This window comes from Wolbachia endosymbiont of Litomosoides sigmodontis (assembly GCF_013365435.1).
Lineage (GTDB): Bacteria > Pseudomonadota > Alphaproteobacteria > Rickettsiales > Anaplasmataceae > Wolbachia.
Genome location: NZ_CP046577.1, coordinates 967,068 through 991,904, shown reverse-complemented (window position 1 = coordinate 991,904; position 24,837 = coordinate 967,068). Strand labels below are relative to the sequence as shown.

General features: G+C 31.7%; 14 protein-coding genes, 1 tRNA gene and 5 pseudogenes. 9 read left to right on the top strand and 11 right to left on the bottom strand.

Translation table 11 applies throughout. The features are described 5' to 3' along the window. Positions 1-506 precede the first annotated feature (506 nt). Positions 507-1,209, bottom strand: a pseudogene (locus GOY07_RS04745) (3'-5' exonuclease family protein). A gap of 28 nt (positions 1,210-1,237) precedes the next feature. After that, entirely contained in the window at positions 1,238-2,122 is an 885-nt protein-coding gene (era, locus tag GOY07_RS03955) for a GTPase Era (protein WP_175838404.1), read from the bottom strand. 510 nt (positions 2,123-2,632) lie between these two features. On the opposite strand from era, the gene GOY07_RS03950 reads away from it, so the two are divergent. Beyond that, a complete protein-coding gene (locus tag GOY07_RS03950; RefSeq protein WP_175838403.1) occupies positions 2,633-2,968 on the top strand; it encodes a hypothetical protein in 336 nt (111 codons plus the stop codon). A gap of 1,072 nt (positions 2,969-4,040) precedes the next feature. Here the strand turns inward: GOY07_RS03950 and GOY07_RS04740 are convergent. The 5 genes and pseudogenes from GOY07_RS04740 to GOY07_RS03940 all read right to left on the bottom strand — a co-directional run bounded on the left by GOY07_RS04740 (position 4,041) and on the right by GOY07_RS03940 (position 10,347). Next, positions 4,041-4,973, bottom strand: a pseudogene (locus GOY07_RS04740) (IS630 family transposase). A gap of 519 nt (positions 4,974-5,492) precedes the next feature. Then, the gene (locus GOY07_RS03945; protein WP_175838401.1) at positions 5,493-6,302 is read right to left on the bottom strand and encodes a 3'-5' exonuclease; all 810 of its coding nucleotides are present in this window, start codon (positions 6,300-6,302) and stop codon (positions 5,493-5,495) included. A 148-nt stretch (positions 6,303-6,450) separates the two neighbouring features. Next, entirely contained in the window at positions 6,451-6,582 is a 132-nt protein-coding gene (locus tag GOY07_RS04545) for a hypothetical protein (protein ID WP_256359451.1), read from the bottom strand. 1,965 nt (positions 6,583-8,547) lie between these two features. Further along, complete coding sequence (locus GOY07_RS04235) at positions 8,548-8,739, bottom strand: hypothetical protein (RefSeq protein WP_218938967.1); 192 nt, start codon at positions 8,737-8,739, stop codon at positions 8,548-8,550. 462 nt (positions 8,740-9,201) lie between these two features. Beyond that, positions 9,202-10,347 carry a cysteine desulfurase family protein gene (locus tag GOY07_RS03940; protein WP_369800444.1) on the bottom strand — a complete coding sequence of 382 codons (1,146 nt, stop codon included), beginning with the start codon at positions 10,345-10,347 and terminating at the stop codon, positions 9,202-9,204. A 148-nt stretch (positions 10,348-10,495) separates the two neighbouring features. On the opposite strand from GOY07_RS03940, the gene GOY07_RS03935 reads away from it, so the two are divergent. Both GOY07_RS03935 and GOY07_RS03930 read left to right on the top strand, forming a co-directional pair. After that, entirely contained in the window at positions 10,496-11,194 is a 699-nt protein-coding gene (locus tag GOY07_RS03935) for an alpha/beta hydrolase (protein ID WP_175838397.1), read from the top strand. Between the two features lie 18 nt (positions 11,195-11,212). Continuing rightward, positions 11,213-11,383, top strand: a complete 171-nt coding sequence (locus GOY07_RS03930; RefSeq protein ID WP_175838395.1) for a type IV secretion system protein VirB7 — start codon at positions 11,213-11,215, stop codon at positions 11,381-11,383. Between the two features lie 11 nt (positions 11,384-11,394). Here the strand turns inward: GOY07_RS03930 and GOY07_RS03925 are convergent, their stop codons facing one another. Together GOY07_RS03925 and GOY07_RS03920 are read right to left on the bottom strand one after the other, a co-directional pair. Beyond that, positions 11,395-12,069, bottom strand: coding sequence for an ABC transporter ATP-binding protein (locus GOY07_RS03925; RefSeq protein WP_175838394.1), 675 nt, complete (start codon positions 12,067-12,069; stop codon positions 11,395-11,397). Positions 12,070-12,107: 38 nt separating this feature from the next. Continuing rightward, positions 12,108-12,563 carry a HesB/IscA family protein gene (locus tag GOY07_RS03920; protein WP_175838392.1) on the bottom strand — a complete coding sequence of 152 codons (456 nt, stop codon included), beginning with the start codon at positions 12,561-12,563 and terminating at the stop codon, positions 12,108-12,110. A gap of 48 nt (positions 12,564-12,611) precedes the next feature. Between GOY07_RS03920 and GOY07_RS03915 the strand changes: the two genes are divergently transcribed. The 4 genes and pseudogenes from GOY07_RS03915 to GOY07_RS03900 all read left to right on the top strand — a co-directional run bounded on the left by GOY07_RS03915 (position 12,612) and on the right by GOY07_RS03900 (position 17,084). Then, positions 12,612-13,811, top strand: a complete 1,200-nt coding sequence (locus tag GOY07_RS03915; RefSeq protein WP_175838390.1) for a deoxyguanosinetriphosphate triphosphohydrolase — start codon at positions 12,612-12,614, stop codon at positions 13,809-13,811. Then, complete coding sequence (gene ribD, locus GOY07_RS03910; protein ID WP_175838389.1) at positions 13,811-14,944, top strand: bifunctional diaminohydroxyphosphoribosylaminopyrimidine deaminase/5-amino-6-(5-phosphoribosylamino)uracil reductase RibD; 1,134 nt, start codon at positions 13,811-13,813, stop codon at positions 14,942-14,944. Before GOY07_RS03915 ends, ribD begins: the two co-directional genes overlap by 1 nt. A gap of 985 nt (positions 14,945-15,929) precedes the next feature. Beyond that, a pseudogene (locus tag GOY07_RS04735) lies at positions 15,930-16,887 on the top strand (IS630 family transposase). A gap of 123 nt (positions 16,888-17,010) precedes the next feature. Further along, positions 17,011-17,084: transfer RNA gene (locus tag GOY07_RS03900), tRNA-Met, on the top strand. Positions 17,085-17,735: 651 nt separating this feature from the next. Here the strand turns inward: GOY07_RS03900 and GOY07_RS04760 are convergent. Beyond that, positions 17,736-18,079 (bottom strand): annotated as a pseudogene (locus tag GOY07_RS04760) (transposase); the annotation flags it as partial. Positions 18,080-19,719: 1,640 nt separating this feature from the next. On the opposite strand from GOY07_RS04760, the gene GOY07_RS03890 reads away from it, so the two are divergent. Next, positions 19,720-22,377, top strand: coding sequence for a 2-oxoglutarate dehydrogenase E1 component (locus GOY07_RS03890; protein WP_369800427.1), 2,658 nt, complete (start codon positions 19,720-19,722; stop codon positions 22,375-22,377). Positions 22,378-22,918: 541 nt separating this feature from the next. Then, positions 22,919-23,847, top strand: a pseudogene (locus tag GOY07_RS04725) (IS630 family transposase). Between the two features lie 206 nt (positions 23,848-24,053). Here the strand turns inward: GOY07_RS04725 and purN are convergent. Continuing rightward, positions 24,054-24,620, bottom strand: coding sequence for a phosphoribosylglycinamide formyltransferase (gene purN, locus GOY07_RS03880; RefSeq protein WP_175838559.1), 567 nt, complete (start codon positions 24,618-24,620; stop codon positions 24,054-24,056). Positions 24,621-24,837: the final 217 nt, after the last annotated feature.

Genomic DNA, 24,837 nt, shown 5'->3' with positions numbered 1-24,837 from the left:
GCTGATTCCACTGCTTTTTTATTCAATGATTTTGATTTTAACAGCGTTTAAATCTTGCTATTTTACCTACTTCAGTAAGATTTCTTTTCTATTATTGAAAATCTTTTTCTTGTACGTTGCGAATTATTGTAAGAACATGAGAAACCTTTCTTGTCATGTATGCTTTAATTAGCATAAGTCAAAAAATTTAAAGGTACCTCAAAATATTAAGATTATATATCTATCACTATATTCATCAGAGCTTAGCCTTATTGAAAGGCTTTAATTATATATAAAATGGTAGCAAAGTCTATGGTACAATTGCTTTGTATTGAAAATGCTTTGTGCAAATTTATTACCCTCTCTCTCAATTTTGCAATTAAGCAATTCTGTATGTTGATTATTTGGCTTATTAACAATGATAATTGATATTCCTCAATTGGAATGAGGGAGATGTATTCCTTGAATGGATAATTTTATCATACTTAGCATAAAAATAAAATGAGCTAAATCTTTTTCACAATCTTCTACCTATTATCTTCCACACCGCTTGGCTGAATATGGAGGTATATTCTCCACTTCTCTTTAAAATGTTTTAGGTGCGCTTTTTGCATTCCAAAAGCATCTCCTCTACATTTTTGTTGTAGCTTTAGGTAGTGATTCTTCCATTAAGTGTTAACTACTTCTACTTCAGAATAATCTTGAATTTCTTGTATTTTTCTACTATTATACAAGCCTACAACTTGTAAGCAATCAGCTCTAATTTTTCCAAGAAAATTAAACGGCTATGCAAATCTCATTCATTTTTACTCTAGCAGAGGCTTAAAATCAGAGAAAGATTTAAGTAAATCACAATGCTAACCACTACTATATCTTTGATTATAGTTATTCTGCTTAAATGCTATGGACCATAGCATAATATTTCAGTATTGGTATTTCAAACGTGTATCTATTGTAAGGAAATTAGCTTGTTTTTTTCTCTGATATGTAATTAAAAAATCCTTTTACTAGTTCTTTTTTACTGAAATCTAGTGTTCTTCATAACCACTTTGTTAAGTTGATTGCAAATTAAAAAATTAATGACTTCAACTTGGTGAAAATTCTGATACAGAAAGGGTTTTGTCCATTTATTATTACGAGTTAATATTTTGTTAACGCGCCTCTCTTCTCTTTTATACTATTATCATCGCTAATACTGAGCAAATCTCTGCAGGAATTTACATCTGGTATAGTTTAAATATCAAATGCCAACAAAGGATTAAACATCATCTATATATTCTTCAGGACAATCAGTCCAAGGTCGCACTTTCACAAACAAAAATAGATGAACTTTACGCTCAAATAACTTTTCTAATTCAATACGCGCTTCAATGCCAATTTTCTTAATATTACTTCCACTCTTCCCTAGCACTATTTTTTTATGACTATCTTTCAGTACAAATATCACTTGTTTTATGACTAAACTTTCATCTTTTTTCTCTTCAAATTGTTCGGTCCTGATAGCTGCAGAATATGGCAATTCTTCACGCAAATTCAAGAACAATTTTTCCCTTGTAATTTCCGCTGACAAAAACCACGTTGAGGAATCAGTCACCTGATCTTCTCCATAAAACCAAGGGCTTACCGGTGCAACTTTAGATAAGTAATTCATCAAATCAGAAAGTCCATCGCTCTTTAGTGCTGATATTATGAAAGTTTTTTCAAATTTATAAAGCAAATTCAGATGTTCGTATGCCATCTTTAGCTCAGATTTTTTTACCAGATCAATTTTGTTAACGACCAAAATGCACTTTGTTTTCATGTGCTGCAGCCGTGCGAATATGGTTTTGATTTTTTCTATATTTTCCAAATAATTACTCACATCAATAAGCAACAAAGTAACGTCATCACCCTTGATTGCTGACCATGCGGATTTGATCAGGGCTTTCTCAAGTTTTGTTTCCGCTGAAAATATCCCTGGAGAGTCAGTAAAGATAGCTTGTGTATCATTGCATATTGCAATACCCCTTATTTGTGTTCTCGTTGTTTGCACTTTGGGAGTAACGATTGCAATTTTCTTACCGATAATGCTGTTAATTAGTGTAGACTTTCCTGCATTTGGTAAACCAGCTATGGTAATAAATAAGCATTTTTGTTCTTTCACAAAGGAAATTGTAAAGAAAACTAGGTTTTAGTGTCAAGCGTGCAATGAAGAGAATTCTAAAACAATAAACTTTAAGAGGGTCTTATATAAGATCTGACATTTATGAAAATTATACTTTTTTATATATCTTTAGATTTTATAATTGACAGAGAGTGATATGGTAGATAATTTTCATCTTTATGGAAAATTAGTAAAAGCCAAAGGAATGACATTATGTCTAAATGAAGTTAAAGCTATAATTTATAAAGATGGTGGAGGCAACGACTAATACCATAAGATGCTTCAAATATTTCTGCTCTAGTTAACATTAATGATATCAAATTAAGCAATCTGCTGAAAGGAAAGGTAAAATTTATATATCAGAAAAGAGATGTAGCGCAATTCAAATAAAAGGTCTTGGTAACATTGTAAGTACATTGCTTGCTACATAAAAAGCTATAGGTGGTAGATTAATTCTTGCAGAAGAAGTTATAAAAGAGCTCCTTATGAAGGATGTTCTTGATATGAAGAATGTTCGCTGATACAGCGATACTCCTTGCAGAAGAAGTGTCAATAAAGCCTATTGCAGATGCTATGTTTAGAGTAACAGATCTAAGTAATTCGAGTAAAAAAAGTTGTAAAACTGAACTAGAAGGCAAGTTTGTTAAAAAAGATACTTCCAATCTGACAGATGCAGCAAATCAAAAAGTTTTCACAGAGAAAGTACTTTCTTCAAAAGATGACCGAAAATCAATTCTAATAGAAAAATTTGCTAGATCTTTTGATGAGCTTAGCGCAGTGTACGGCAACAGCAATTCTAAAATGACAGTTAAGGATTTCTTAGCTGAAAAAGGCTCGCTTTGTTAAAGCTGATGAATCAAGCATTGCAACTCAAACAGATAAAGAAAAAGCTTTAATAGGAGCAATATTTAATGTGAAGGGGTATTAGCAATAAAGGAGTAAAGATTGTTGAAAGTGAATTAGCTAAGATATTTGTCAAAATTGCTGATCTTGGAACATCAGCTGTAGTAAAAAAAGTGCTTGATGCGAAAGATGACCAAAAATTAATTCTAGTAGAAAAGCTTAGTGGATCTCTTGGTATCACTGGTATAGAGTATAAGGTCAAATAGCAAAGGTTTTTAGCAAAAAAGGAATGGACCCAATAGCTAAAGAAGTAGTTACCAAACTATTTCCTAATAATAAAAAAGGTTAACTGATGAAGTTACGTGCAAAATCCAGATTTTTACACTGCTGTGATAAGTGACTCAAGGTTGCGAGGCACAGTAATAAATAACTTGAAGGTAATACAGATTTTAAAACTGATATTGTAATCCAGGTTAACGTTAAAGATCCAATATTTCAAGACTCTATAAGAGAAATAATGTCACAATTATTTTTTAAGATCTCAATAAATGATGCTGCTACACTTTCTTGAGATTGGTAATTTACTTGGATAGCGTTTCATCACGTTATTCTTGCACTTTTCTTATCATTTCAGCGCGTGACACTGTAATCTTAGTTAACTTTGACCATTATATCAGATATGGATTTCAGGATGATAGAAATAAATCATCGTTAATTATAAATTCTAGTGTCATGCACTAAGGTTTACCCCATTGGTAGGCAAAATTGCACTGCTCTATAGTCCAGCCACTTTCTGATGCCTCAATCATTGCCTTTCTAATAATACCATTGGGATTTATGTCTTCTTTCCTGATCATATGTTAAAATGACACATTATTTTCCTGTCATATTAGGTACTACTTTTCCTCTGTCATTGCAATGCGTAACATTGGGATCTCGATTTTATTTTATGATTTTCTCATGTAAATCAGTTCAATATAGATTTCTTTTCACAATCAAATCAATTTTCCATTCTCTTTTTCGCTTTTTATACCAATTTTCTTTGTTGGCAAGTCAAATAAGTGACATTGCAGAGTTATTTTATTGTAGAGTAAAAAAGAAAGGTAATAAATTTGTATAAAGCTTCCTCAAGTAAAGTAATTGCATTATAGACTTTGTTGTGCAAAATGCTCTGTTTTATATATAACTAAAATTTCTCAATAGGATTAAATTTGGGTGAGTATGGTAGTAAGTATATAATCTTGATATTTTTAGGTACTTTTAAATTTTTTAATTTATGTTAATTAGAATAATTCATGTCAAGAAAGGTTTTTCATGTTCTTAAATATTGCAACATTTATTCAAGAAATATATTCGATAATTAATGTTGACATTTGATGTAGGTAAGCCATAGGTTTCTGCATTTCTAGAATTAACTGCACTGTAGAGATAAAAATTTTGTTTACTTAATTTTACTTTAATCTATGCCCTAATGCCTTTTTTAAATTACCAGTGTTCAATTTTCGAATTGTATGCCAAACCGAGATTCATCAAAGATGAACAACTCTTATTCATGATATTTACCAATAATCTCATTAAATTTTTTAAAACTCTTCTTATTTACCTTTAATCTTGTTTACTATAAACTGGTCTTGGCGTGATATATGAAAACTTCATTTTTTGCGTATTACGATGTATTGTAGATTTTCTAACATTTAAGCCAAATTTTCCTAGATTTCTATCCTCATTTCTTTAAATGATAATGTTAGAGTTTTCTTGTTTTATGTCCAACTTATTCAAATTGACTATGACTGATCTGGTTTTTTTACGATGTTGAAGGAGAGTAAATAATTTTTCTTATCTTCCAAATTTTAGGTGCGTTATCCATGCAATTAATGTTGTTTATGAAGTGCAACATATTTTTGCTACGCTAGTATACTGTGCTTTTTTGCTGCAGTTACAGCATTTAATTTTTTACAACATGTACGTTATTTTGCACTTTCTTCAGTATTTCTTTTGCTGATTTCATTACTTTTTTATTCAATGATTTTGATTTTAACAGCGTTTGAATCTCGCTATTTTACTTACTTCAGTAAGATTTCTTTTCTATTATTGTCTATCTTTTTCTTTACATTGCAAATTATTATAAAAACACAAAAAACCTTTCTTGTCATGTATGGTTCTAGTTAGCATAAGTCAGAAAATTTAAAGGTACCTAAAAATATCAGGATTATATACCTATCACCATACTCACTAGAGCTTAATCTTATGAGAGGCTTTATTTGTATATAAAACAGAACATTTGTATAGTAAAGTCTATAGTACAATTGCTTTGCTTGAGAGTGCTTTTGCAAATTTATCACCTCTCTTTTCTCATTTTGCAATTAAGCAATTCTGTATGTCGCTTATTTGACCTATTACCAATGATAATTGGTGTTACTCAATCGGAAGAGGAAATTCATTCCTTGAATGAATAATTTTATCATACTTAGCATGAAAATAAAAGGAGCTAAAACCTTCTACAATCTCCTGCCTATCATCTTTCACGTTACTTAGCTGAGTGTAGATATATTTCCCACTCCTCTTTAAATTTTTTTAGGTGCGCTTTTTTTTCGCATTCCGAGAGTAGCTCCTCTACATTTTTGTTGTAGCTTTTGGTAGTGATTCTTCCTTGATGATGCATAAATCTCAAATAAATTAAATAAGTGTTAACTACGTCTGTTTCACAATAATTTCGGATTTCTTGTATTTTACCGCTATCATACAAATCTACAACTTGCGATCCATCAACTCCAATTTTACCAGGAAGATTAAATGCTGCACAGACCTCGTTCATTTTTACTCTAGCAGATGCTCCAAAATCAGAGAGAGATTCGAGTAAATCACAATGCCAATCACTACTATATCTTTGATTATAGCTATTCCACTTATCGCCAGCTTTATGAAAATATTCTGCTTGGATGCCATGGACCATAGCACGATATTTAAGTACTGGTATGTCAAAAGTGCGTCCATTGAAAGAAATTAGCCTTGGTTTTTTTTCTGATATGTAGTCAAAAAATTCTTTTACCAGTTCCTTTTCACTGGAATCTAGTGTGCCTCCAGATCTAATTTCCTGAAGGGTGAATACTTCGTAACCACTTTGGTAAGCTACACTGCAAAGTAAAAAACTAACAACTATAACTTGGTGAAAGGGCTGACGCAAAAAGGGGTTTTGTCCGTTTGTTATTTCAAGGTGGTATTTTGTTAACGCATCTCTTTTCTCTTTTACGCTACTATTATTAATATCGAGTAAATTCCTGCAGGAATTTACATCTGGTATAGTTTCAATATCAAATACCAATAAAGAATTAAACATTTTCTATATGTTCCTTAGGTGATCAGTTCAATGTTGTATTTTCAAAAACAAAAATAGATGCATTTTATGCTCAAATAACTTTTCTAATTCAACACATACCTTTGATGCCAATTTTTTCCTTAATATTACTTTCACGGCTTCTCTAGCACTATTTTTTATGACTATCTTTCAGGACAAACATTACTTGTTTTATGGACAAACTTTCATCTTTTCCCTCTTCAAATTGTTCTGTTATGACATCTGCAGAATATGGAAATTCCTTATGCAAATTCAAGAACAATTTTCCCTTTGTAATTTTCGCTGAACAAAAAACCTGTCGAGGAATTAGTTACCTGATCTTTCCTATAAAATTGAGAACTTACCAGTACAACTTCAGATAAGTAATCCATTAACTTATAAAGTCCATCACTCTTTTAATGCTGATATTATAAAAGTTTTTTCAAATTTATAAAGCAAGTTCAGATGTCCGCACACTATCTTTAGCTCAGCTTTTTTACCAGATCAATTTTGTTAATGACCAAAATGCACTTCATTTTTGTATGCATGTAGCCATGCGAATATGGTTTTGATTTTTCTATACAAGTAATGATGTTGCACTTTCTTGAGATTGGTAACCACCTGGATAACGTTCCATTACGTTATTTCTGTACTTTTCTTATCATTTTAGTGCGTAACACTGTAATCTAGTTGACTTTAATCCTTGTATTCGATATAGATTTTAGACGATAAAAGTAAATTATCGTTAGTTATAAATTCTAATGTCATGCACTAAAGTTTGCGCCATTAGTAGGCTAAGATCGCACTATTCTGCAGTCCAGACACTTTCATGATACCTCAATCGTTGTCTTTTCAATGCCACTGAGATTTATGTCTTTTTCCCTAATCATGTGTTGAAATGACACATTATTTTCCTGTCATAACAGCACTCCTTTTCCTCTGCTATTACAATGCGTAACATTGGGATCTTGATTTTATGATTTCCTCGTGTAAATCAGTTCGATATAGATTTCTTTTTACAATCAAATCAATTTTCCATTCTCTCTTTTTCGCTTTTTATACCAATTTTCTTTGTTAGTAACTTAAATAAGTGACATTGCAGGATTATTTTATTGTAGAGTAAAAAAGAGAGGCAATAAATTTGCATAAAGCTTCCTTAAGCAAGGAATTGCATTATAGACTTTGTTGCGCAAAATGTTCTGTTTTATATGTAATTAAAATCTCTCAATAAGATTAAACTTTGGTGAATATGGTAATAAGTATATAATCTTGATATTTTAAGGTACTTTTAAATTTTTTAACTTATGTTAATTAGAATAATTCATGCCAAGGAAGGCTTGTTATGTTCTTAAATATTGCAACATTTATTCAAGAAATATATTCATATAATTAGCGTTGACATTCTGTACAAATAAGCCAGAATTCTCTCTCTTTTTAAGATTAATTGCACTATAGAGATAAAAATTTTGTCTATCTAATTTTACTTTAACTTGTGTTTTAATACCTTTTTTAAATCACTAGTGTTCAATTTTCGAATATGTATCAGACCGAGATTTATAAAAGATGAATAACTCTTGTTTATGATACTTACCAATAATCTCATTAAGTTTTTCTGTTCTATACTTCAACTTGTTCAAATTGGCTCTGACTAATCTAGTTCTTTTACAATGTTGAAGGAGAGTAAACAATTTTACTTATCTTCTAAATTTTAAGTACGTTGTCCATGTAGTTAGTGTTATTCCTAAAATGAAACATATTTTTGCTACAGTATTATATTATGCTTTTTTTTGCTGCAATCACAGCATTTAATTTTTTATAACATGTGCGTTGTTTTACACTTTCTTCAGTATTTCTTTTGCTAATTTCCAAGGCTTTTTACCCCATAATTTTGATTTCATCATCATTTGAACCTCGTTATTTTGCTTACTTTAGTATGACTTCTTTTCCGTTATTATCTATTCGTTGCTTATAAAATGAGAATTGGTATTAGAACATGGATTAAAGTAAAGTTAGATAGACAAAATTTTTATCTCTATAGTGCAATTAATCTTAGAAATGTAGAGAATTTTGGCTTATTTGTACCGGGTGTCAACGCTAATTATACGAATATATTTCTTGAATAAATGTTGCAATGCTTAAGAATATGAAAAACCTTTCTTGGCTAGAATTATTCTAATTAAAATAAACCGAAAAATTTAAGGGTACCTAAAAATATTGAGATTACATACTTGCCACCAATTCACCTGGGCTAAATCTTATTGAGAGACTTTAATTCTATATATAGAATAGAATATTTTGCGTAATAAAGTCTATCATACAATTGCTTTGCTTGAGAGCGCTTTGCAAATTTATTACCTCCCTTTCTCACTCTGCAATTAAACAACTCTATAATTTCACTTATTTGGCCTGTTAATATAGTGAGAATTAGTATTAGCTTCATAATTTGTGACAAATTTTTGCTTGAGCAGTTAAGGGGCTCAAATGAGAAAAAGCACTAGTTAATATCTATTTAAAAACATAGGTGTTTTTTATATTTTGAATACTTACCGCGACTCAGCTACCTTTTATTACAATTAACCTTTAGTCATAAATGTTTTTAAATTTTATTAAGCAGAAAAAGGCGAGAGAATTCTGTGGTAAAAGTTGCTTATTTTCTAATTCTAAAATTAATATATTATATTACTTCGAGCGATCTGTAAGCATATTTCGGTTTCTATAGATATAGAACTAGAAACATTGTTAAAACATGATGTGTATGGTGCAAAAAATTAAACATAAGACGCCAACTATGATACCTTATCATTTTCTCTCTGCAGAGATTAAAGATAACTGAATATGTTCAATTCTAATGGTTTAAAAGAGCTGGCAAGGTTTGTTCAAGTAGTTTTTTTGTGCTAGTCAATTACTTATACATATTTAAGGTATTCTTCGTGTAAATATTATACCAACAATCTACTATTTTTCTTATGTCTTGTGGCTTGGTTTGTGGACCTATACTGACTCTAATTGAGCACTCTGCTTGTTCTTTTGTTGCCCCCATTGCAAGTAAAACATGGGAAGGCTCAACCTTTCCAGAAGAACACGCAGAGCCATTGCTAACTGCAATGTTATTTAAGTCAAAATGCATGAGCTGCACATCACTTTTCACTCCTGGCATATAAATGAGGCTCGTGTTTGGCAATCTTTTAGAGTTCTTACCGAAGATTTTGACATCACAGGCAAGATTCAATAACTCATGCTCTAATTGATCACGTAACTTCTTTATTTCATCCATCTTTGATAAGAGATTTTGAATACCTTGCAATGCAGAGGAAAGGCCTGCAATTGCAACAATATTTTCCGTGCCACCGCGCAATCCTTTTTCTTGTCCACCACCTACTATGATAGGTTCTATTACAAGGTCTTTATTAAATATTAAAACCCCGCTACCAGCTATACCGCCAAATTTGTGGGCAGATAAAGTTAATAAATCTATCCCTAAATCTTCCATATCAACCTTGATTTTCCCAACACTTTGAGCAGCGTCAGTGTGATAGATTGCTTCGAATTTATGTGCTATTTCAGCTATTTCTTTAACTGGTTGAATAACTCCAGTTTCGTTATTGGCCATTATAACTGAAACTATTACTCTGTTCCCTTTAAGTTTGTTTAGAATTCTTTCTAGTACCAAAAGATCGACAATACCTTCCTGATTAACGGGTATTATATGTGGATTGCATGCAGAATTAAGAATCGAGGGATGTTCTATAGCTGAAATCACATGTTGAAAGCCAGATATTCCTCTCATAACAAGACTATTTGTTTCAGTTGCACCAGATGTGAAAACTATTTCTTTATTACTTGGAACGCCAATGGCATTACGAACGTTATATCTTGCGGCCTGAAGAATCCTTCTTGCTTCTTGTCCTTTTCTATGTAGTGATGAAGGATTAAGAACCTGTCTTGATAGAACTTCAAGTATACTCTTTTTTACATCACCACTAACTGGAAAAGTCGCATTATAGTCAGCGTATATGTAATCACTACTTTCTAAAGAAGATGGATTCAAAGGTTCATTTGTCACTTAATTAACCTGCTATTAACTATATATTAGCTTTAACACGATAAAAAGCTTGTTGCAAGAATAGTAAAATTAATACATAATTAATACATGCACAATTTATATATCTGTTAACAGGTCTTTATTAGGAGCTGCTATGGTAGAAGTTTTTTTGAATAATGCAACAAAAAAAATAGAAGGTGAGTATCACCAAAGCAAAGAAATCAATGCACCAGTTGTGTTAATTTTACACCATCACCCTCAATATGGTGGAAGTATGGATAGTAAAATAATACATAGTATATATACATCTTTCATAGATAATAATTTTTCTGCATTGAAGATTAACTTCCGTGGTGTTGGAAAATCTACAGGAACCTTCGATAAGGGTATAGGAGAATTAACTGATGCTGCAATAGCTATTGATTGGCTTCAAGAACATAATCCTAGTAACGTTCCAATTTGGATTGTTGGTTTTTCTTTTGGAGCATGGGTAGCTATGCAATTAACAATGCGTAGACCTGAGATAGTAGGTTTTATTGCTCTTTCCCTTCCAGTAACAAAATATGATTTTTCTTTTCTCTCTCCTTGTCCAGTTCCTGGGCTTATCATACAAAGCAGTAATGACACAATTTCAGAAGAAAGCAATGTAACAGAGTTAGCAAGAAGGCTGATAAATTCAGTAAAGAGTGGTCACATGGAATACCACATTATAGACGACACTAATCACTTCTTGAGAGATAAAGAAGAGGAAGTAACTCAAATTATAGACAATTATGTAAGATTACGCTTAAATAGTACAGCTATTTCTTCTCAAAAGGTTAGAAAAGAGGTGAGAGTAAAAGAGTGTGCTTAATTAGAAAAAGATTTAGTCATGTTTAAGGAATTATTATTATGTATTTTAGTTGTTTTTGCTCTACAAGGTGGGTGTTCTAAGCCACGCAAGTTAAAAAGTCCATGTATAAAAGGCAATGAAAGCACTTCGTGTGAATTATATTCTGTCAATGATCACTGGCTGGGTAGATACAAGTTAATAGCTAAATAGGCTCTACCTATTTATAATTTTACTAACGATCCATCTTTTAATTGCAAAATATAATCTGCTTTTTCTGCAAGAAGATGATTATGTGTTACTATAAGCATAGAGCTATTATTTTCCTTTACGTACGAATACAATAGTAAAAATACATTTAAAGAATTTATTGGATCCAAATTTCCTGTAGGTTCATCTGCAAGTAAAAGCCTTGGAGAATTCACAATGCTTCTTGCAATTGCAACTCTTTGCCTTTCTCCGCCAGAAATCTCAGATATCATACTACTTGCTTTGTTTTCCAGACCAAATTTCTCTAACACTACTTGTGCATTTTTTATTGCTTCAGCTTTGCTTTTTCTTGCAATTAATTGAGGAAGAATAACATTTTCCAATACCGACAACTCTTGTAATAAATAGTGAAATTGATAAACAAAGCTAAGAAAATTCTTTCTCATATGAGTTTTGTTTTTATCACTGGCTTGTGTACAGTTTACTCCATCTATTGTAACTATTCCTGAAGTTGGCTTATCTAACAAACCTGCGACTTGCAGTATAGTTGTTTTTCCTGAACCAGAACTGCCAATTAATGCAACTACTTGTCCTTTGGCAACACTTAGATTGATATCTTGTATAATAGCAGAATTTCTTTTGAAGCTCTTACTTACAGAAGTAAGCTCTAGTGCTATATTACCACCCATATTGAAAATTCAAGATGCATCTAAACTCTGGTAATTAATTAAACTGAAAAGCTATTGCCACATCCACACTGAGACTTAGCGATGGCATTCTTTACTTGAAAACTAGAGCCACTTAAATCTTCAGTATAATCTATAATTGAATTATTTAAAAATTTCGCTGAACAATTATCTATCATTAATACAGGATTTCCATCTTTGTCATTAATTACTATATCTTTGTTTTTTCCACTCAAGCTAGAGTGTCCTCTATAGTCTTCGCTTTCTTCATAATCATCACCTTCATCATCAAATTCATCATCTTCATCGTCATCTTCATCATTCAAAGATAGGTTTTTATTTATTTGGTCCATAAGAAAATTGTACTTGAAGCCAGAGCATCCACCACCTGAAACTGCAATTCGCAAAATAGAACTTTTGTCCTTTTCTTGCTCTACAAGAGAATGAATTTTCTTTAATGCGCTGTCAGTTAGGTTAATATTGTAATCTATTGACATAATCATCACCATTTATTATTTTGATAATTTATTATAGTAGAAATTTACATGTCAAACAATAATTTTCTATTAAGTTACGCGTGCTTTCCAAATAAAACAAGAGGAAGATACTTTAAAGAGAAAGAAGATGAGAATCGCAGCTGTTTTCAGCGTGATAGAGATCGCATTATTCATTCTAATGCGTTTAGAAAATTGGAGTACAAAACCCAAGTTTTTATTAATTATGAACACGACTACTATCGTACTAGGCTTACCCATAGCCTTGAAGTTGCACAAATTGCGAGGTCTATCGCGCGTAGACTGGGTTTAGATGAGGATATTACTGAATGCATAGCACTTGCACACGATCTTGGTCACTCTCCATTTGGCCATACAGGTGAAAATGCTTTAAAGAGGGCAATTCAAGATCTGAATCTTAATAACGAGAAATATGAATTTGATCATAATGTTCAGGCTATAAGGATTTTAACTTATCTTGAACAAAAACATGCTGATTTTGATGGCATGAATTTAAGTTGGGAAGTAGTTGAAGGAGTTGCAAAGCATAACGGCCCATTGCTTGGTCAAAATGCAGTATCTTATACAAATAATCAGCTATTGCTAGAATATAATGAAAAATATAATCTAAAACTTGAAGAATTTTCAAGCATTGAAGCACAAGTTGCCTCAATTGCCGATGATATTGCTTACAGCGTTCATGACCTTGATGATGCATTAAGAGCGAATTTGGTAATTATCGAGGACTTGTTTAATGTTCCTTTGATTGGAAAAACGTTTAAAGACATAAAAAGTAAGTATTCGGAATTACCTCAGAGCAAACTTATACATGAATCATTGAGTCGGACTATAGGAATTATGATAGATGATGTTGTTTTTCAGACAAAAAAAAATATTGAAGATTATAAAATAAAAAGTGTAGAAGACGTAAGAAGTCTAGATAAAATGCTAGTCACATTTTCACCGGAAATAGCAAATGCTACAAAGGAAATAAAAAAATTTAATATGGAAAAAATATACAAAAGCTACAAGCTTAATAGAACGATGAACAAAGCAAAACGTATAGTAAAGGAGCTTTTTTACTGTTTTTATGAAAATCTAGGATTATTACCTGCAGAGTGGAGCAAGCTTGCTCATCAATTTCAGCGTTCAGTAGTGATATGTGACTATATCTCAGGCATGACAGATAGATTTGCTATACACGAGCATAGAAGAATCTTTGATACTTCATACGAAATGACTTCTTTCTAATGATTGACAACTATTTCATGTCAATTGCATTAAAGCTTGCAGAAAAAACTTTAGGAAATGTTGCACCAAACCCTGCTGTCGGGTGTGTCATTGTAAAAGATGGGATGGTAGCTGGTGAGGGCTATACAGGAATCGGTGGGCGCCCACATGCAGAAGTGGCCGCTTTGCAAAGTATTAAAGGTTCAATTCATGGTGCAACTATGTATGTCACCCTTGAGCCATGCTGCCATTATGGGGTTACAGGACCTTGCACTGTAGAAATCATAAGATCAGGAATAAAAAGGGTAGTGATTGCAGCGGTTGACCCTGATAAAAGAGTTTCAGGTAGTGGTATTAAAGCTTTAGAAGAAGCAGGAATTGCAGTGAAACAAGGAATTATGCAAGAGGAAGCGGAAAAATTAAATACCGGCTTTTTTACTGCTAAGAAGTTACACAGACCGTTTATAGCTTGCAAAATTGCAACAACTCTTGATGGGAAAATTGCGACATTTACAGGTGATAGCAAATGGATAACAAGTGAAAGCACAAGAAATTGGGTACACGAACTCAGAGCAAAATATGATGCAATTATGATTGGCAGTAATACTCTCATTAATGATGATCCGGTCTTAACGTGCAGATTACCAAGACTTGAAAATAAATTTCCAATAAGACTAATCGTGGATAGCCAAGAAAGATTAAAGGAAAAGCATAATATTGCAAGGACTGCAGACAAAGTAACAACTTGGGTAATAACAAATAAAGAGGTAGAGAAAAAAATAAAAAGTATTAACTATTTAATAGTTAACTCAAATGACAAACCTATTCTAGCGTGTAAGTCTGGAATGACATCAAATCAAGAGGAATATAGTGCAGATAAAATCTGCCTAAAAGATATGGCATTAAAACTTGTTTCAGAGATTGGTATAACAAGGTTATTAGTCGAAGGTGGAGGAGTATTAATTACAGAGCTATTAAAGTATGATTTAATTGACAGGTTGATAATCTGCCGTAGTGGTAAAATTCTAGGCAATGACTCCACTCCTTTTATAGGAAATTTGGGAATTCAGTCCATTAATAACTGCTACCAATTTAAGAAAGTAGAAGTAGTAGACTTTGATGAAGATATAGTTGAAGTTTGGAATAAATTATAGCAATTCTTATATACTTGAATATAAAAAAAATAGGTAGGAAATCTTCTCTAGTAGTGAATTATTGATTTCACACTAAAATTGAGGTTAAGCTATCTAGTTTTGTTTGTATAGTTTCAATTTTTTTATCAACGTCAGTTATATCATCTTTTGCATCTAGTGCATTTTTTTGTTGTTACACTAATCCTTGCTATTAGTAATTAATAGGTCAATAAGCTACGTCGCAGAGTAGTTTAATTGCGGAGTGGGAAAGAGAGATAAAATAAATTTATACAAAGTGCTCTTAAGCAAAGCAATTATATTATTGCCTTTATTTATAAAATGTTCTGTTTTATATATAACTAAAGTCTCTCAATAGAAAAGAGCTCAACTAAGTATGGTGGTAGGTATATAATCTCCATATTTTTAAGTACTTTTAAATGTGTTGACTTATGTTAACTAATAACACAATCTATAATAAGAAAGGCTTCTCGTGTTTTAAAAAGTTACAACATTTATTCAAGAAATACATTCATACGACCAGTGTTGACATTCAGTCAAATAAGCTAGAATCATTTCCATTTCTAGGATTATTTGCACTATAGAGATAAAAATTTTGTCTACTTAATTTTACTTTAATTTGTGTTCTAATATCCTTTTTAAACTACTCGTAGCTAATTTTTGAATATCTGCCAAATCGTGTTCATCAAAGATGAATAACCTTTTTTCAGAGTATTTACCAATAAGTCTCGTTAAATTTTTTTTAAACTCTTTCTGTTTACCTCTTAACCTTGTTCACTTTGAACTGGTTTTGGCGTAATATACGAGAATTTCATTTTTTACATATTGCAATGTATTATATACTCAGTTGACATCCAAGTCAATTTTTTTCTCAATTATTATTCTCATACCAGTTTCTATTACACAAGGAACGAATAGACAATAATGGAAAAGAAGTCATGCTAAAGTAAATAAAATAGCGAAGTTTAAATGGCATTGAAATTATTAGATGAAAAAAGTCATAAAATTAGAAAAAGAAATGCTGAGAAAAGTGCGAAATAACACATATGTTGCAAAAACTAAATGCTGTAAGTGCGGCAAAAAAAGCGAGTATAATAGCCGTGGCAAAAATATGTTTCATTTTAAGAACAGCACTAACTACATAGATAAAGCACCTAAAATTTGGAGAAGAAGAAAAATTGTTTGCTTTCTCTTAAAGTCATAGAAAAACTAGATTGAATCAAAGTCAATTTGAATAAGTTAAAGTATAGATACAAAGAAACTATAATATTGCCATTAAAGGAATGAAAATAATAATCTAAGAAAAATTTAGCTTGAATGTCAGCAAGACTACAGTACGCCTTAATATTCAAAAAATGAAGTTTTTGTATTACACCAAGAACAATTCACAATAAACAAGATAAAGGTAGCAGAAAGAGTTTAAAAAAACTCAATGAGACTTATTGGTAAGTACTCTGAAAAAAGGTTATTCATCTTTGATGAACACGATTTGGCAGATATTCAAAAATTAGCTACGAGTGGTTTAAAAAGGATATTAGAACACAAATTAAAGTAAAATTAAGTAGACAAAATTTTTATCTCTATAGTGCAAATAATCCTAGAAATGGAAATGATTCTAGCTTATTTGACTGAATGTCAACACTGGTCGTATGAATGTATTTCTTGAATAAATGTTGTAACTTTTTAAAACACGAGAAGCCTTTCTTATTATAGATTGTGTTATTAGTTAACATAAGTCAACACATTCAAAAGTACTTAAAAATATGTAGATTATATACCTACCACCATACTTAGTTGAGCTCTCTTCTATTGAGAGACTTTAGTTATATATAAAACAGAACATTTTATAAATAAAAGCAATAATATAATTGCTTTGCTTAAGAGTGCTTTGTGTAAATTTATTACTCTCTTTCTCACTTTGCAATGTCTCTTATTTAATCTATTAACAATGATAATGGTGTAACTATTGTATCAAGGAGAGTTTAAGAATACCAAAATATACACCTTAAAATGTGATTTTATTCTTTTATTTCCCATTATTGCATATATAATAACTAAATAAATAACGACGCGGGGTGGAGCAGCTCGGTAGCTCGTCAGGCTCATAACCTGAAGGTCGTAGGTTCAAATCCTACCCCCGCAACTTTTACCTACATCAAGGAAAATCTGAGGTGGTGTATGAGATTTAAATGTTAAAAAAAGACTAAAAATTTGAATATGAAGAAGGCATATTTATTTATATTGTTATTTATGGCCTGTACTATAGACTTGGGCTATGAAAAAGATATCTTATTGCAAGCACTACCACGATTTTCCAAAGAAATTACTGATAAAGCAATTATTTAAACTATATCTAAGTGGAATGAAGTGGACTACCTATTTTAGTCCGGAATTTTATGCATATTTTTTAATTAAATTTGGTGTGAATTATAATCCAGATTTTTGCTAATATTAACTGGTAATGAATTTGTTGACGAGCTAATATAAAGAGTAAATAAGCTTATTTGAGAGAGATGATGATGCTTTTAATTTATAGTTATGTTGATTTAACAGGCGCTCTCAAGCAAAGCAGTTATATCGTAAACTTTATTATGCGAAATGTTCTGTTTTATATGAACTAAAGTCTCTCAATAAGATTAAGTTCAACTAAGTATGGTAGTAGGTATATAATCTCCATATTTTTAAGTACTTTTGAATGTGTTGACTTATGTTAACTAATGTAATCTATGATAAGAAATGCTTCTCATATTTTTAAATATTACAACATTTATTCAAGAAATATATTCATATGACCAGTGTTGACATTCAGTGCAAATAAGCTAGAATCATCTCCATTTCTAAGATTATTTGCTCTATAGAAATGAAGATTTTTATCTACTTAATTTTACTTTAATTTGTGTTCTAACGCCCTTTTTAAATCACTCGTAGCTAATTTTTGAATGTATGCCAAATCGCGATTCATCAAAGATGAGTAACCTTTTTTCAGAGTACTTGTCAATAGTCTCATTAAGTTTTTTTAAACTCTTCCAGCTTACCTTTATCTTGTTTATTGTGAATTGTTCTTGGCGTAATATACAAAAACTTCATTTTTTGAATATTAAGGTGTACTGTAGATTTGCTGATATTCAAGCCAAATTTTTATTAAACTATTATTTTCATTTTTTAATATGGTAATATTAGTTTTTTATATCCATGAAATTATGCTGTTATTAAAATGCAATATATTTTTGCTACGGCTGTTATACAGTGTTTTTTTTGCTGCAATTACAGCATTTAGTTTTTTGCAATATATGCTTTATTCGGAATTTCTTTTATTGATTCCACGACTTTTTCACTAATAATTTCAATGCCATTTGACTTCGCTATTTTTCTTACTTCAGCAAGGATTTTTCCCCATTATTATCTATCTGTTCTTTGTAAAGTGGAAATTTCTATAATAGCATAGAAGACTTTCTTATCATGAATTGTGTTAATTGGTATGAATTAAAAAAATTTTAAAGGTACCTAAAAATACGGAGATTATATACTTACTACCATGCTCAGCTGAGCTTAATCCTATTGAGAGACTTTAATTGTGTATAAAACAGAACATTATTCATAATAAAGCAATAATACAATTGCTTGCTTGAGAGCACTTTGTGCAAATTTATTACCTATCTCTCTTCTCACTTCGCAATTAAATACTCTATAATGCTACTTATTTGACCTACTAACAATAAGAATTGGTATTAGCTAGAATTAGCTCTATCAAGGATTTAAAATTTTGCTTATATACGGCTCTCTTCAAGAGAAATACATTATTTCTTAATAAGCTCTTTTTCAAGTTTAAGAGTAGTAAAGATGAGAAATTTGATGATTACGTTAATGAAATGTGTACAGGGTCACTTGCTGTTGGGTGCTGCTATCAATTTGTATAATATTGATCTTATAAGCCTGCTTTTAGAGAAGAATTTTAATTCTAGTATAAAAACATTCCGTAAGTATACTTCATTGCGTTATTTGGGAATTATCACATGTGGTAATATTGTAAAATTACTTTTAGAGTGTAGTGCTAACTCTAATCTATAATGAATGCATGATCTTGCTCCATTAGATGGAGCTGCGCATGATAAATTCTATGAAGTTGCAGAATTAGTTTTAAAGATATAGGGCTGATCCTAAATATATAGAATATATTTGATAGCACTCCACTATATGAAATAATGCATTGTAGTGAGTGTGAAAAAGAAAAACACTTAGCTTTATTTTAAAGTATGGTGTAGATCTTAATGCAGCTGCTTCTCCTGTAAAAAGTTACTACGAAGGAGATTAATAGAACTCACTTCGTATTTTGCTTGTGATAATAAATTGCATTGGGGTGCTTGTTTTGCTGTACAGTAGTAAAAGTTAAAAAGTTAATAACTGAATATGATGGTGTTGATAGACGCTATATCATTAGCCGGGCTGGGCTTACTTGTTGTTGCTTAATGGTCGCTTCTGCTACTTTGTTTAGTATAGCTTCATCCATGATATTATATGCCGACAGCAGAGTATTTGTGTTTGCCGAGTATTTCTTTGTTAAAAAGCCTATGCGGGCCGCATTTTCGCAAAAATAAAGGAGCTTTCTTCCAACTTTGCTAAAGTTATTGCAAAAAGATTAGTAAATAATGTTAAGCTAAATGTTAAAATAGTCTTAAAGAGTTGCTAATGTGCTGACTTAATTTACAGATATCAAAAAAGTTCTCTTTTAAAAAACTTAAGTTATACTTATAAGTATTTGATATCTTATTGTAGTGATTATGTCAGCTTTGAGAAGCAGCTCCTGCTTTTATGGTGATAATGTAGAATTTGTAGAAGACATGTATAACCGTTATCTGCAGGGCGACAAATCAATAGGAGAGGATTGGTATAAAATTTTTTCGAATGATTTGGAAGTTAATAAAGCAGAGCCTTGTGTTGTGCAGCATATAGCTAAGGTAGATGATTCAGTAGCAAATTTTTTTAGATCTTACGGTCATTTTTTTGCGGATTTAAATCCATTGTTACCAAATGCAAATAAAGAAATAAATTATCAGAAATATTCGAATCTCTCTCCAGAGTATGATGCTGAAGTCTATAAAGATATTTACTGCAAGGACATTGGTTTTGAATTTATGCATATCTCCTCTTATGAAGAGAGAATGTGGCTGCAGGAAAAGATCGAAAATCAAACCTGTGTGCTGAGTTTGCAAGATAAAAAGGAAATGCTCAGACTCTTAATAGAGTCTGAAGTGTTCGAACAATTTCTCCATATGAAATTTCCTGGGTATAAGCGTTTTTCTATTGAGGGTGGGGAATCAGCTATTATTGCAATTGAGAGAATTATTACTGATTCCACTACTTTTGGTGTTGAGGAAATAGTTCTCGGTATGGCTCACCGCGGAAGGCTTAACGTTTTAACCAAAGTTATGGGAAAAGAATATGCAGCAGTGCTATCTGAATTCCAAGGCAATATTGCATATCCAAGCAATCTTGAAGTATCTGGTGATGTTAAATATCACCTTGGTTATTCTTCTAATCGAACACTTGCTAATGGCAAGATAATACATTTAAGTTTGTGCTCTAACCCATCTCATCTTGAAGCGGTCAATCCAGTTCTAGCTGGAAGGATGAGAGCAAAACAAAAAATAAGATCTGTGCTTGGAATATCAATTCATGGTGATGCAGCTTTTATTGGTCAAGGGGTGGTTAGCGAAACCTTGACCTTAAGCAATATTGAAGGGTATAAAGTGAATGGTATTATACACGTTATCATTAATAACCAAGTTGGTTTTACTACTAATCCGTGCTGTGCACGATCGTCTTCTTATTGCACTGACGTAACTAAATCTATAGAGGCTCCGGTGTTTCACGTAAGTGGAGATAGTCCTGAAGCTGTGAATTTTGTTGCAGGTCTGGCGATAGAATATAGGCAGAAATTTAAGAAAGACGTGGTGATTGATATAATATGCTATCGCAAATGTGGCCATAATGAAGGCGATGAGCCTAGTTTTACTCAGCCACTCATGTATAAAACAATATCAAGGCATAAAACTCCAGGGACGCTATATGAAGAGAAGTTGACTGCAGATAAAATATTAAGTGATAACGAAGTAAATAAATTACGCAGTGAGTTTAGGGCAAGATTGGATAAAAGCCTTGCTGAATCAGTGTCTTATGCTCCCAAAAAAGCTGACTGGTTTGGGGGAGTATGGTCAAAATTAAGAAGGGCAAGGTTAAATGATCTGAATGAATATCATACAGATTCTGGTGTCTCAGAAGGCGAGCTGAAAAAGCTAGGTGTACTCATAAATAGCAATATTCCAAGTAGTTTTAATATTAATAATAAAGTTAGAAAAATATTTGATAAAAGAATAGAGAATATAAATTCTGGTAATAATATAGACTGGGCAACAGCTGAGAGTTTTGCATTTGCATCATTGCTCACAGAAGGAATAGGTGTGCGTCTGTCAGGACAGGACTCGAGTCGAGGCACTTTTTCACACCGCCATTCAAGGCTTATTGATCAGGTGACAGAAGAAGTTTTTGTTCCACTGAACAATATAAATAAAGAGCAAGCTCACTTTGAAGTCATAGATAGCACTTTATCAGAGTATGCTGTAATGGGCTTTGAGTATGGATATAGTCTTGATTCTCCATATTCACTAGTGCTTTGGGAAGGACAGTTTGGTGACTTTGCAAATGGTGCGCAAATTATGATCGACCAGTTTATTGCATCTGCAGAAACAAAGTGGTTGCGATCAAGTGGTTTGGTCTTATTGTTACCTCATGGCTATGAAGGTCAGGGGCCTGAGCATAGCTCAGCGCGTATAGAAAGGTTTTTGCAACTCTGTGCAGAAGATAATATGCAAGTAGTTAATTGCTCTACTCCAGCGAATTATTTTCATGTTTTACGCCGGCAAATTCATCGAGACTTTCGTAAACCTTTAATAGTGTTTACACCTAAATCGCTATTACGTCATAAAAAAGCAGTTTCTAGCTTATCTGACTTTAAAGGTGAATTTCTTATGGTAATTCAGGAATATAGGAAGAATTTAGTTTCTGATGATGAAGTGCGTAAGATTGTAATATGTAGTGGTAAGATTTATTACGATGTAATTGAGGTATGTGAAGTACAAAAAATAAACGATATAGCAGTGATAAGGTTGGAACAGTTCTATCCATTTCCTGCCGATAAGCTAAGCATTGAGCTTGAAAAATATAAAAACGCTGAAATTATATGGTGTCAGGAAGAACCAAAAAATATGGGAGGGTGGTTTTTTGTCAATCCATTGATAGAGGAAGTATTGTCTAGCCTCAATATTAAAGCAAAAAGGCTTAGGTGCATCGCAAGACCTGCTTCTGCGTCTCCTGCATGTGGTTATGCTAATGTTCACGCTCAGCAACAAGAGAAGATTTTAAGGCAAGTTATTAAATAGCCTTACACAAGTGTTTATACTAATTATAATTGTTAATAGGTCAGATAAGTGACATTGAGAGTCGTTTAATTGCTGAGTGAGAAAAAGAGATGATAAATTTGTACAAAGTGCTCTCAAATAAGGCAATTATATCATAAACTTTATTACGCAAAATGCTCTGTTTTATATACAACTAAAGTCTCTCAATAGGATAAAATTTAGGTGAGTATGATGGTAGGTATATAATCTTGATATTTTAAAATATCTTTAAATTTCTCTACTTATGTAGACTAGCATAATCCCTGATAATAAAAGCTTCTCATGTCTTTAAATATTGCAACATTTATTAGAGCTCTTTCTATTCTTAGGATTAACTGCACTATAGAGATGAAAATTTTATCTACCTAATTTTACTTTAACCTGTGTTCTAATACTAATTTTAGCTGTACTGGGATGGATTAGGCAATAGTGGAAAAGGGGGGGGAGCTATATTGAAGTAAGTAAAATAGCGAAGTTAAATAGCGTTTAAAATCAAAATAAAGTTGTGGAATAGACAAAAGAAGTGTTGAAGAAAGTGAGAAATAATGTATATTTTGCAAAAAACTAAATGCTTTAATCACAGCAAAAAGCACTGTATAATAGCCATAGCAAAAATACGCTGCATTTCAAGAACAGCGCTACTGCATGGGCAAATCACCTAAAATTTGGAAAAGAAGTAAAATTGTTTACTCTTTCAAAGCTGTAAAAAAATTAGATTGAATCAGAGTTAATTTGAACAAGTTGAAGTATGGATACAAAAAAATCTTAATGTTTCTATTAAGGAATGAGGATAATAATCAGGAAAAATTTGGCTTGAGTATTAGTAAGTCTATAGCACATCTTAATGTGCGAAAAATGAAGTTTTTATATATTATGCCAAGATCAATTTACAATGAACAAGATAAAGATAAATAGGAAGAGTTTAAAAAAACTTAATGAAACTATTAGCAAATATCTTAAAAAAAGTTACTCATCTTTGATGGATTGCAGTTTAGTACACATTCGAAAGTTGGACACGGATGATTTGAAAATGGTGTTAGAGCGTAGGCTGAAGTAAAATTAGGTAAATAAAATTTTTATCTCTACAGTGCAGTTAATCCTAGAAATGGAGAGAGCTCTAACTTATTAATACAGAATGTCAACACTGATTATATGAATATATTTCTTGAATAAATGTTGCAATGTTTAAGGACATGAGAAGCATTTATTATCATGGATTATGCTAATCTACATAAGTAGAGAAATTTAAAGATATTTTAAAATATCAAGATTATATACCTACCATCATACCACCTAAGTTTTATCCTATTGAGAGACTTTGATTGTATATAAAACAGAGCTATTTGCGTAATAGAGTTTATGATATAATTGCCTTACTTGGAAGCACTTTGTGCAAATTTATTTCTCTCTTTTTCACTCCGAATTAAGCAATTCTGCAATGTCACTTGTTAGTCTATTAACAGTGGGAATTGATATAAGAAAGACAGAGAAAAACGACAAGAGGTTCGTTTTTTAAAGAAAATGCTGAAAGGAGATAATAGTAAATAAGCTAATAGTAATACAGTTAATAAAAAGGCAAAGTTGAGGTTTTATCATACCTTTTTAAAAATGAAAATGCGGTTGATAAAGGAAAAGATAGCTGTACTTTTACGGTCTTTCTAGTTTTTACTTAGTATTGCTATTAACTTTACTGCTTTCACGTAACATTTATGCTCTTCAGTTAAGATTCGTTCTGAGAGACTATGAATAGTATCATTTGGTAACACTGGTACAGCAGCTTGAGCAATTATAGTTCCAGAATCAACTTCAGGAGTGACGTAATGTACAGTACAACCTGTAATTTTTACACCTGCTTTCAGAGCTTGTTCCTGGGCATTTAGTCCCTTAAAAGAAGGAAGTAAAGAAGGATGAATATTTATAACTTTGCCATGCCATTTACTAAGAAAGTCAGCTTTGAGAATTCTCATAAATCCCGCAAGGCAAACTAAATTGACTTTATATTGAACGAGTATTTCATGAATTTTATCAACATCAAGTGGTTTATTTTTAACAATAAACGTTGGCATTCCTGCCTGCTCTGCTACTTTTAGACCAGCAGCTTTATTATTATTTGAGATAACACATGCCATTTCTGCAGGAAAGCTGTAATCTTGACATGCTTTCATCAATGCTTGCATGTTTGATCCCCTATCTGAAATTAATATTCCTAATTTTATCTTTTTCATCATTTATAGTTAATTTAGAGTTTAGTGTGAGAATTAATATTAGCAAAACAGTTTGTAAGGGAAACTTATTTTATAGTGAAGTGGTAACCTACTTATGCCTAATTCTCACTGAGCAAGGAACGGATAGATAATGATGAGAAAGAAGTCATGCTGAAGTAAGTGAAATAACAAAGATTTAAATGGCGTTGAAATCAAAATTATCTGATAAAAAAGTTGT

What these genes read in the sequence shown, in the direction of transcription:
- GOY07_RS03930 (WP_175838395.1), top strand. Translation starts at nt 11,213, where the DNA reads ATGTTTAAGGAATTATTATTATGTATTTTAGTTGTTTTTGCTCTACAA.
- GOY07_RS03915 (WP_175838390.1), top strand. Translation starts at nt 12,612, where the DNA reads ATGTCAAACAATAATTTTCTATTAAGTTACGCGTGCTTTCCAAATAAA.
- GOY07_RS04235 (WP_218938967.1), bottom strand. Translation starts at nt 8,739, where the DNA reads ATGAAGCTAATACTAATTCTCACTATATTAACAGGCCAAATAAGTGAA.
- ribD (WP_175838389.1), top strand. Translation starts at nt 13,811, where the DNA reads ATGATTGACAACTATTTCATGTCAATTGCATTAAAGCTTGCAGAAAAA.
- purN (WP_175838559.1), bottom strand. Translation starts at nt 24,620, where the DNA reads ATGAAAAAGATAAAATTAGGAATATTAATTTCAGATAGGGGATCAAAC.
- GOY07_RS03925 (WP_175838394.1), bottom strand. Translation starts at nt 12,069, where the DNA reads ATGGGTGGTAATATAGCACTAGAGCTTACTTCTGTAAGTAAGAGCTTC.
- GOY07_RS03950 (WP_175838403.1), top strand. Translation starts at nt 2,633, where the DNA reads ATGTTCGCTGATACAGCGATACTCCTTGCAGAAGAAGTGTCAATAAAG.
- GOY07_RS03920 (WP_175838392.1), bottom strand. Translation starts at nt 12,563, where the DNA reads ATGTCAATAGATTACAATATTAACCTAACTGACAGCGCATTAAAGAAA.
- GOY07_RS03890 (WP_369800427.1), top strand. Translation starts at nt 19,720, where the DNA reads ATGTCAGCTTTGAGAAGCAGCTCCTGCTTTTATGGTGATAATGTAGAA.
- GOY07_RS03935 (WP_175838397.1), top strand. Translation starts at nt 10,496, where the DNA reads ATGGTAGAAGTTTTTTTGAATAATGCAACAAAAAAAATAGAAGGTGAG.
- GOY07_RS03945 (WP_175838401.1), bottom strand. Translation starts at nt 6,302, where the DNA reads ATGTTTAATTCTTTATTGGTATTTGATATTGAAACTATACCAGATGTA.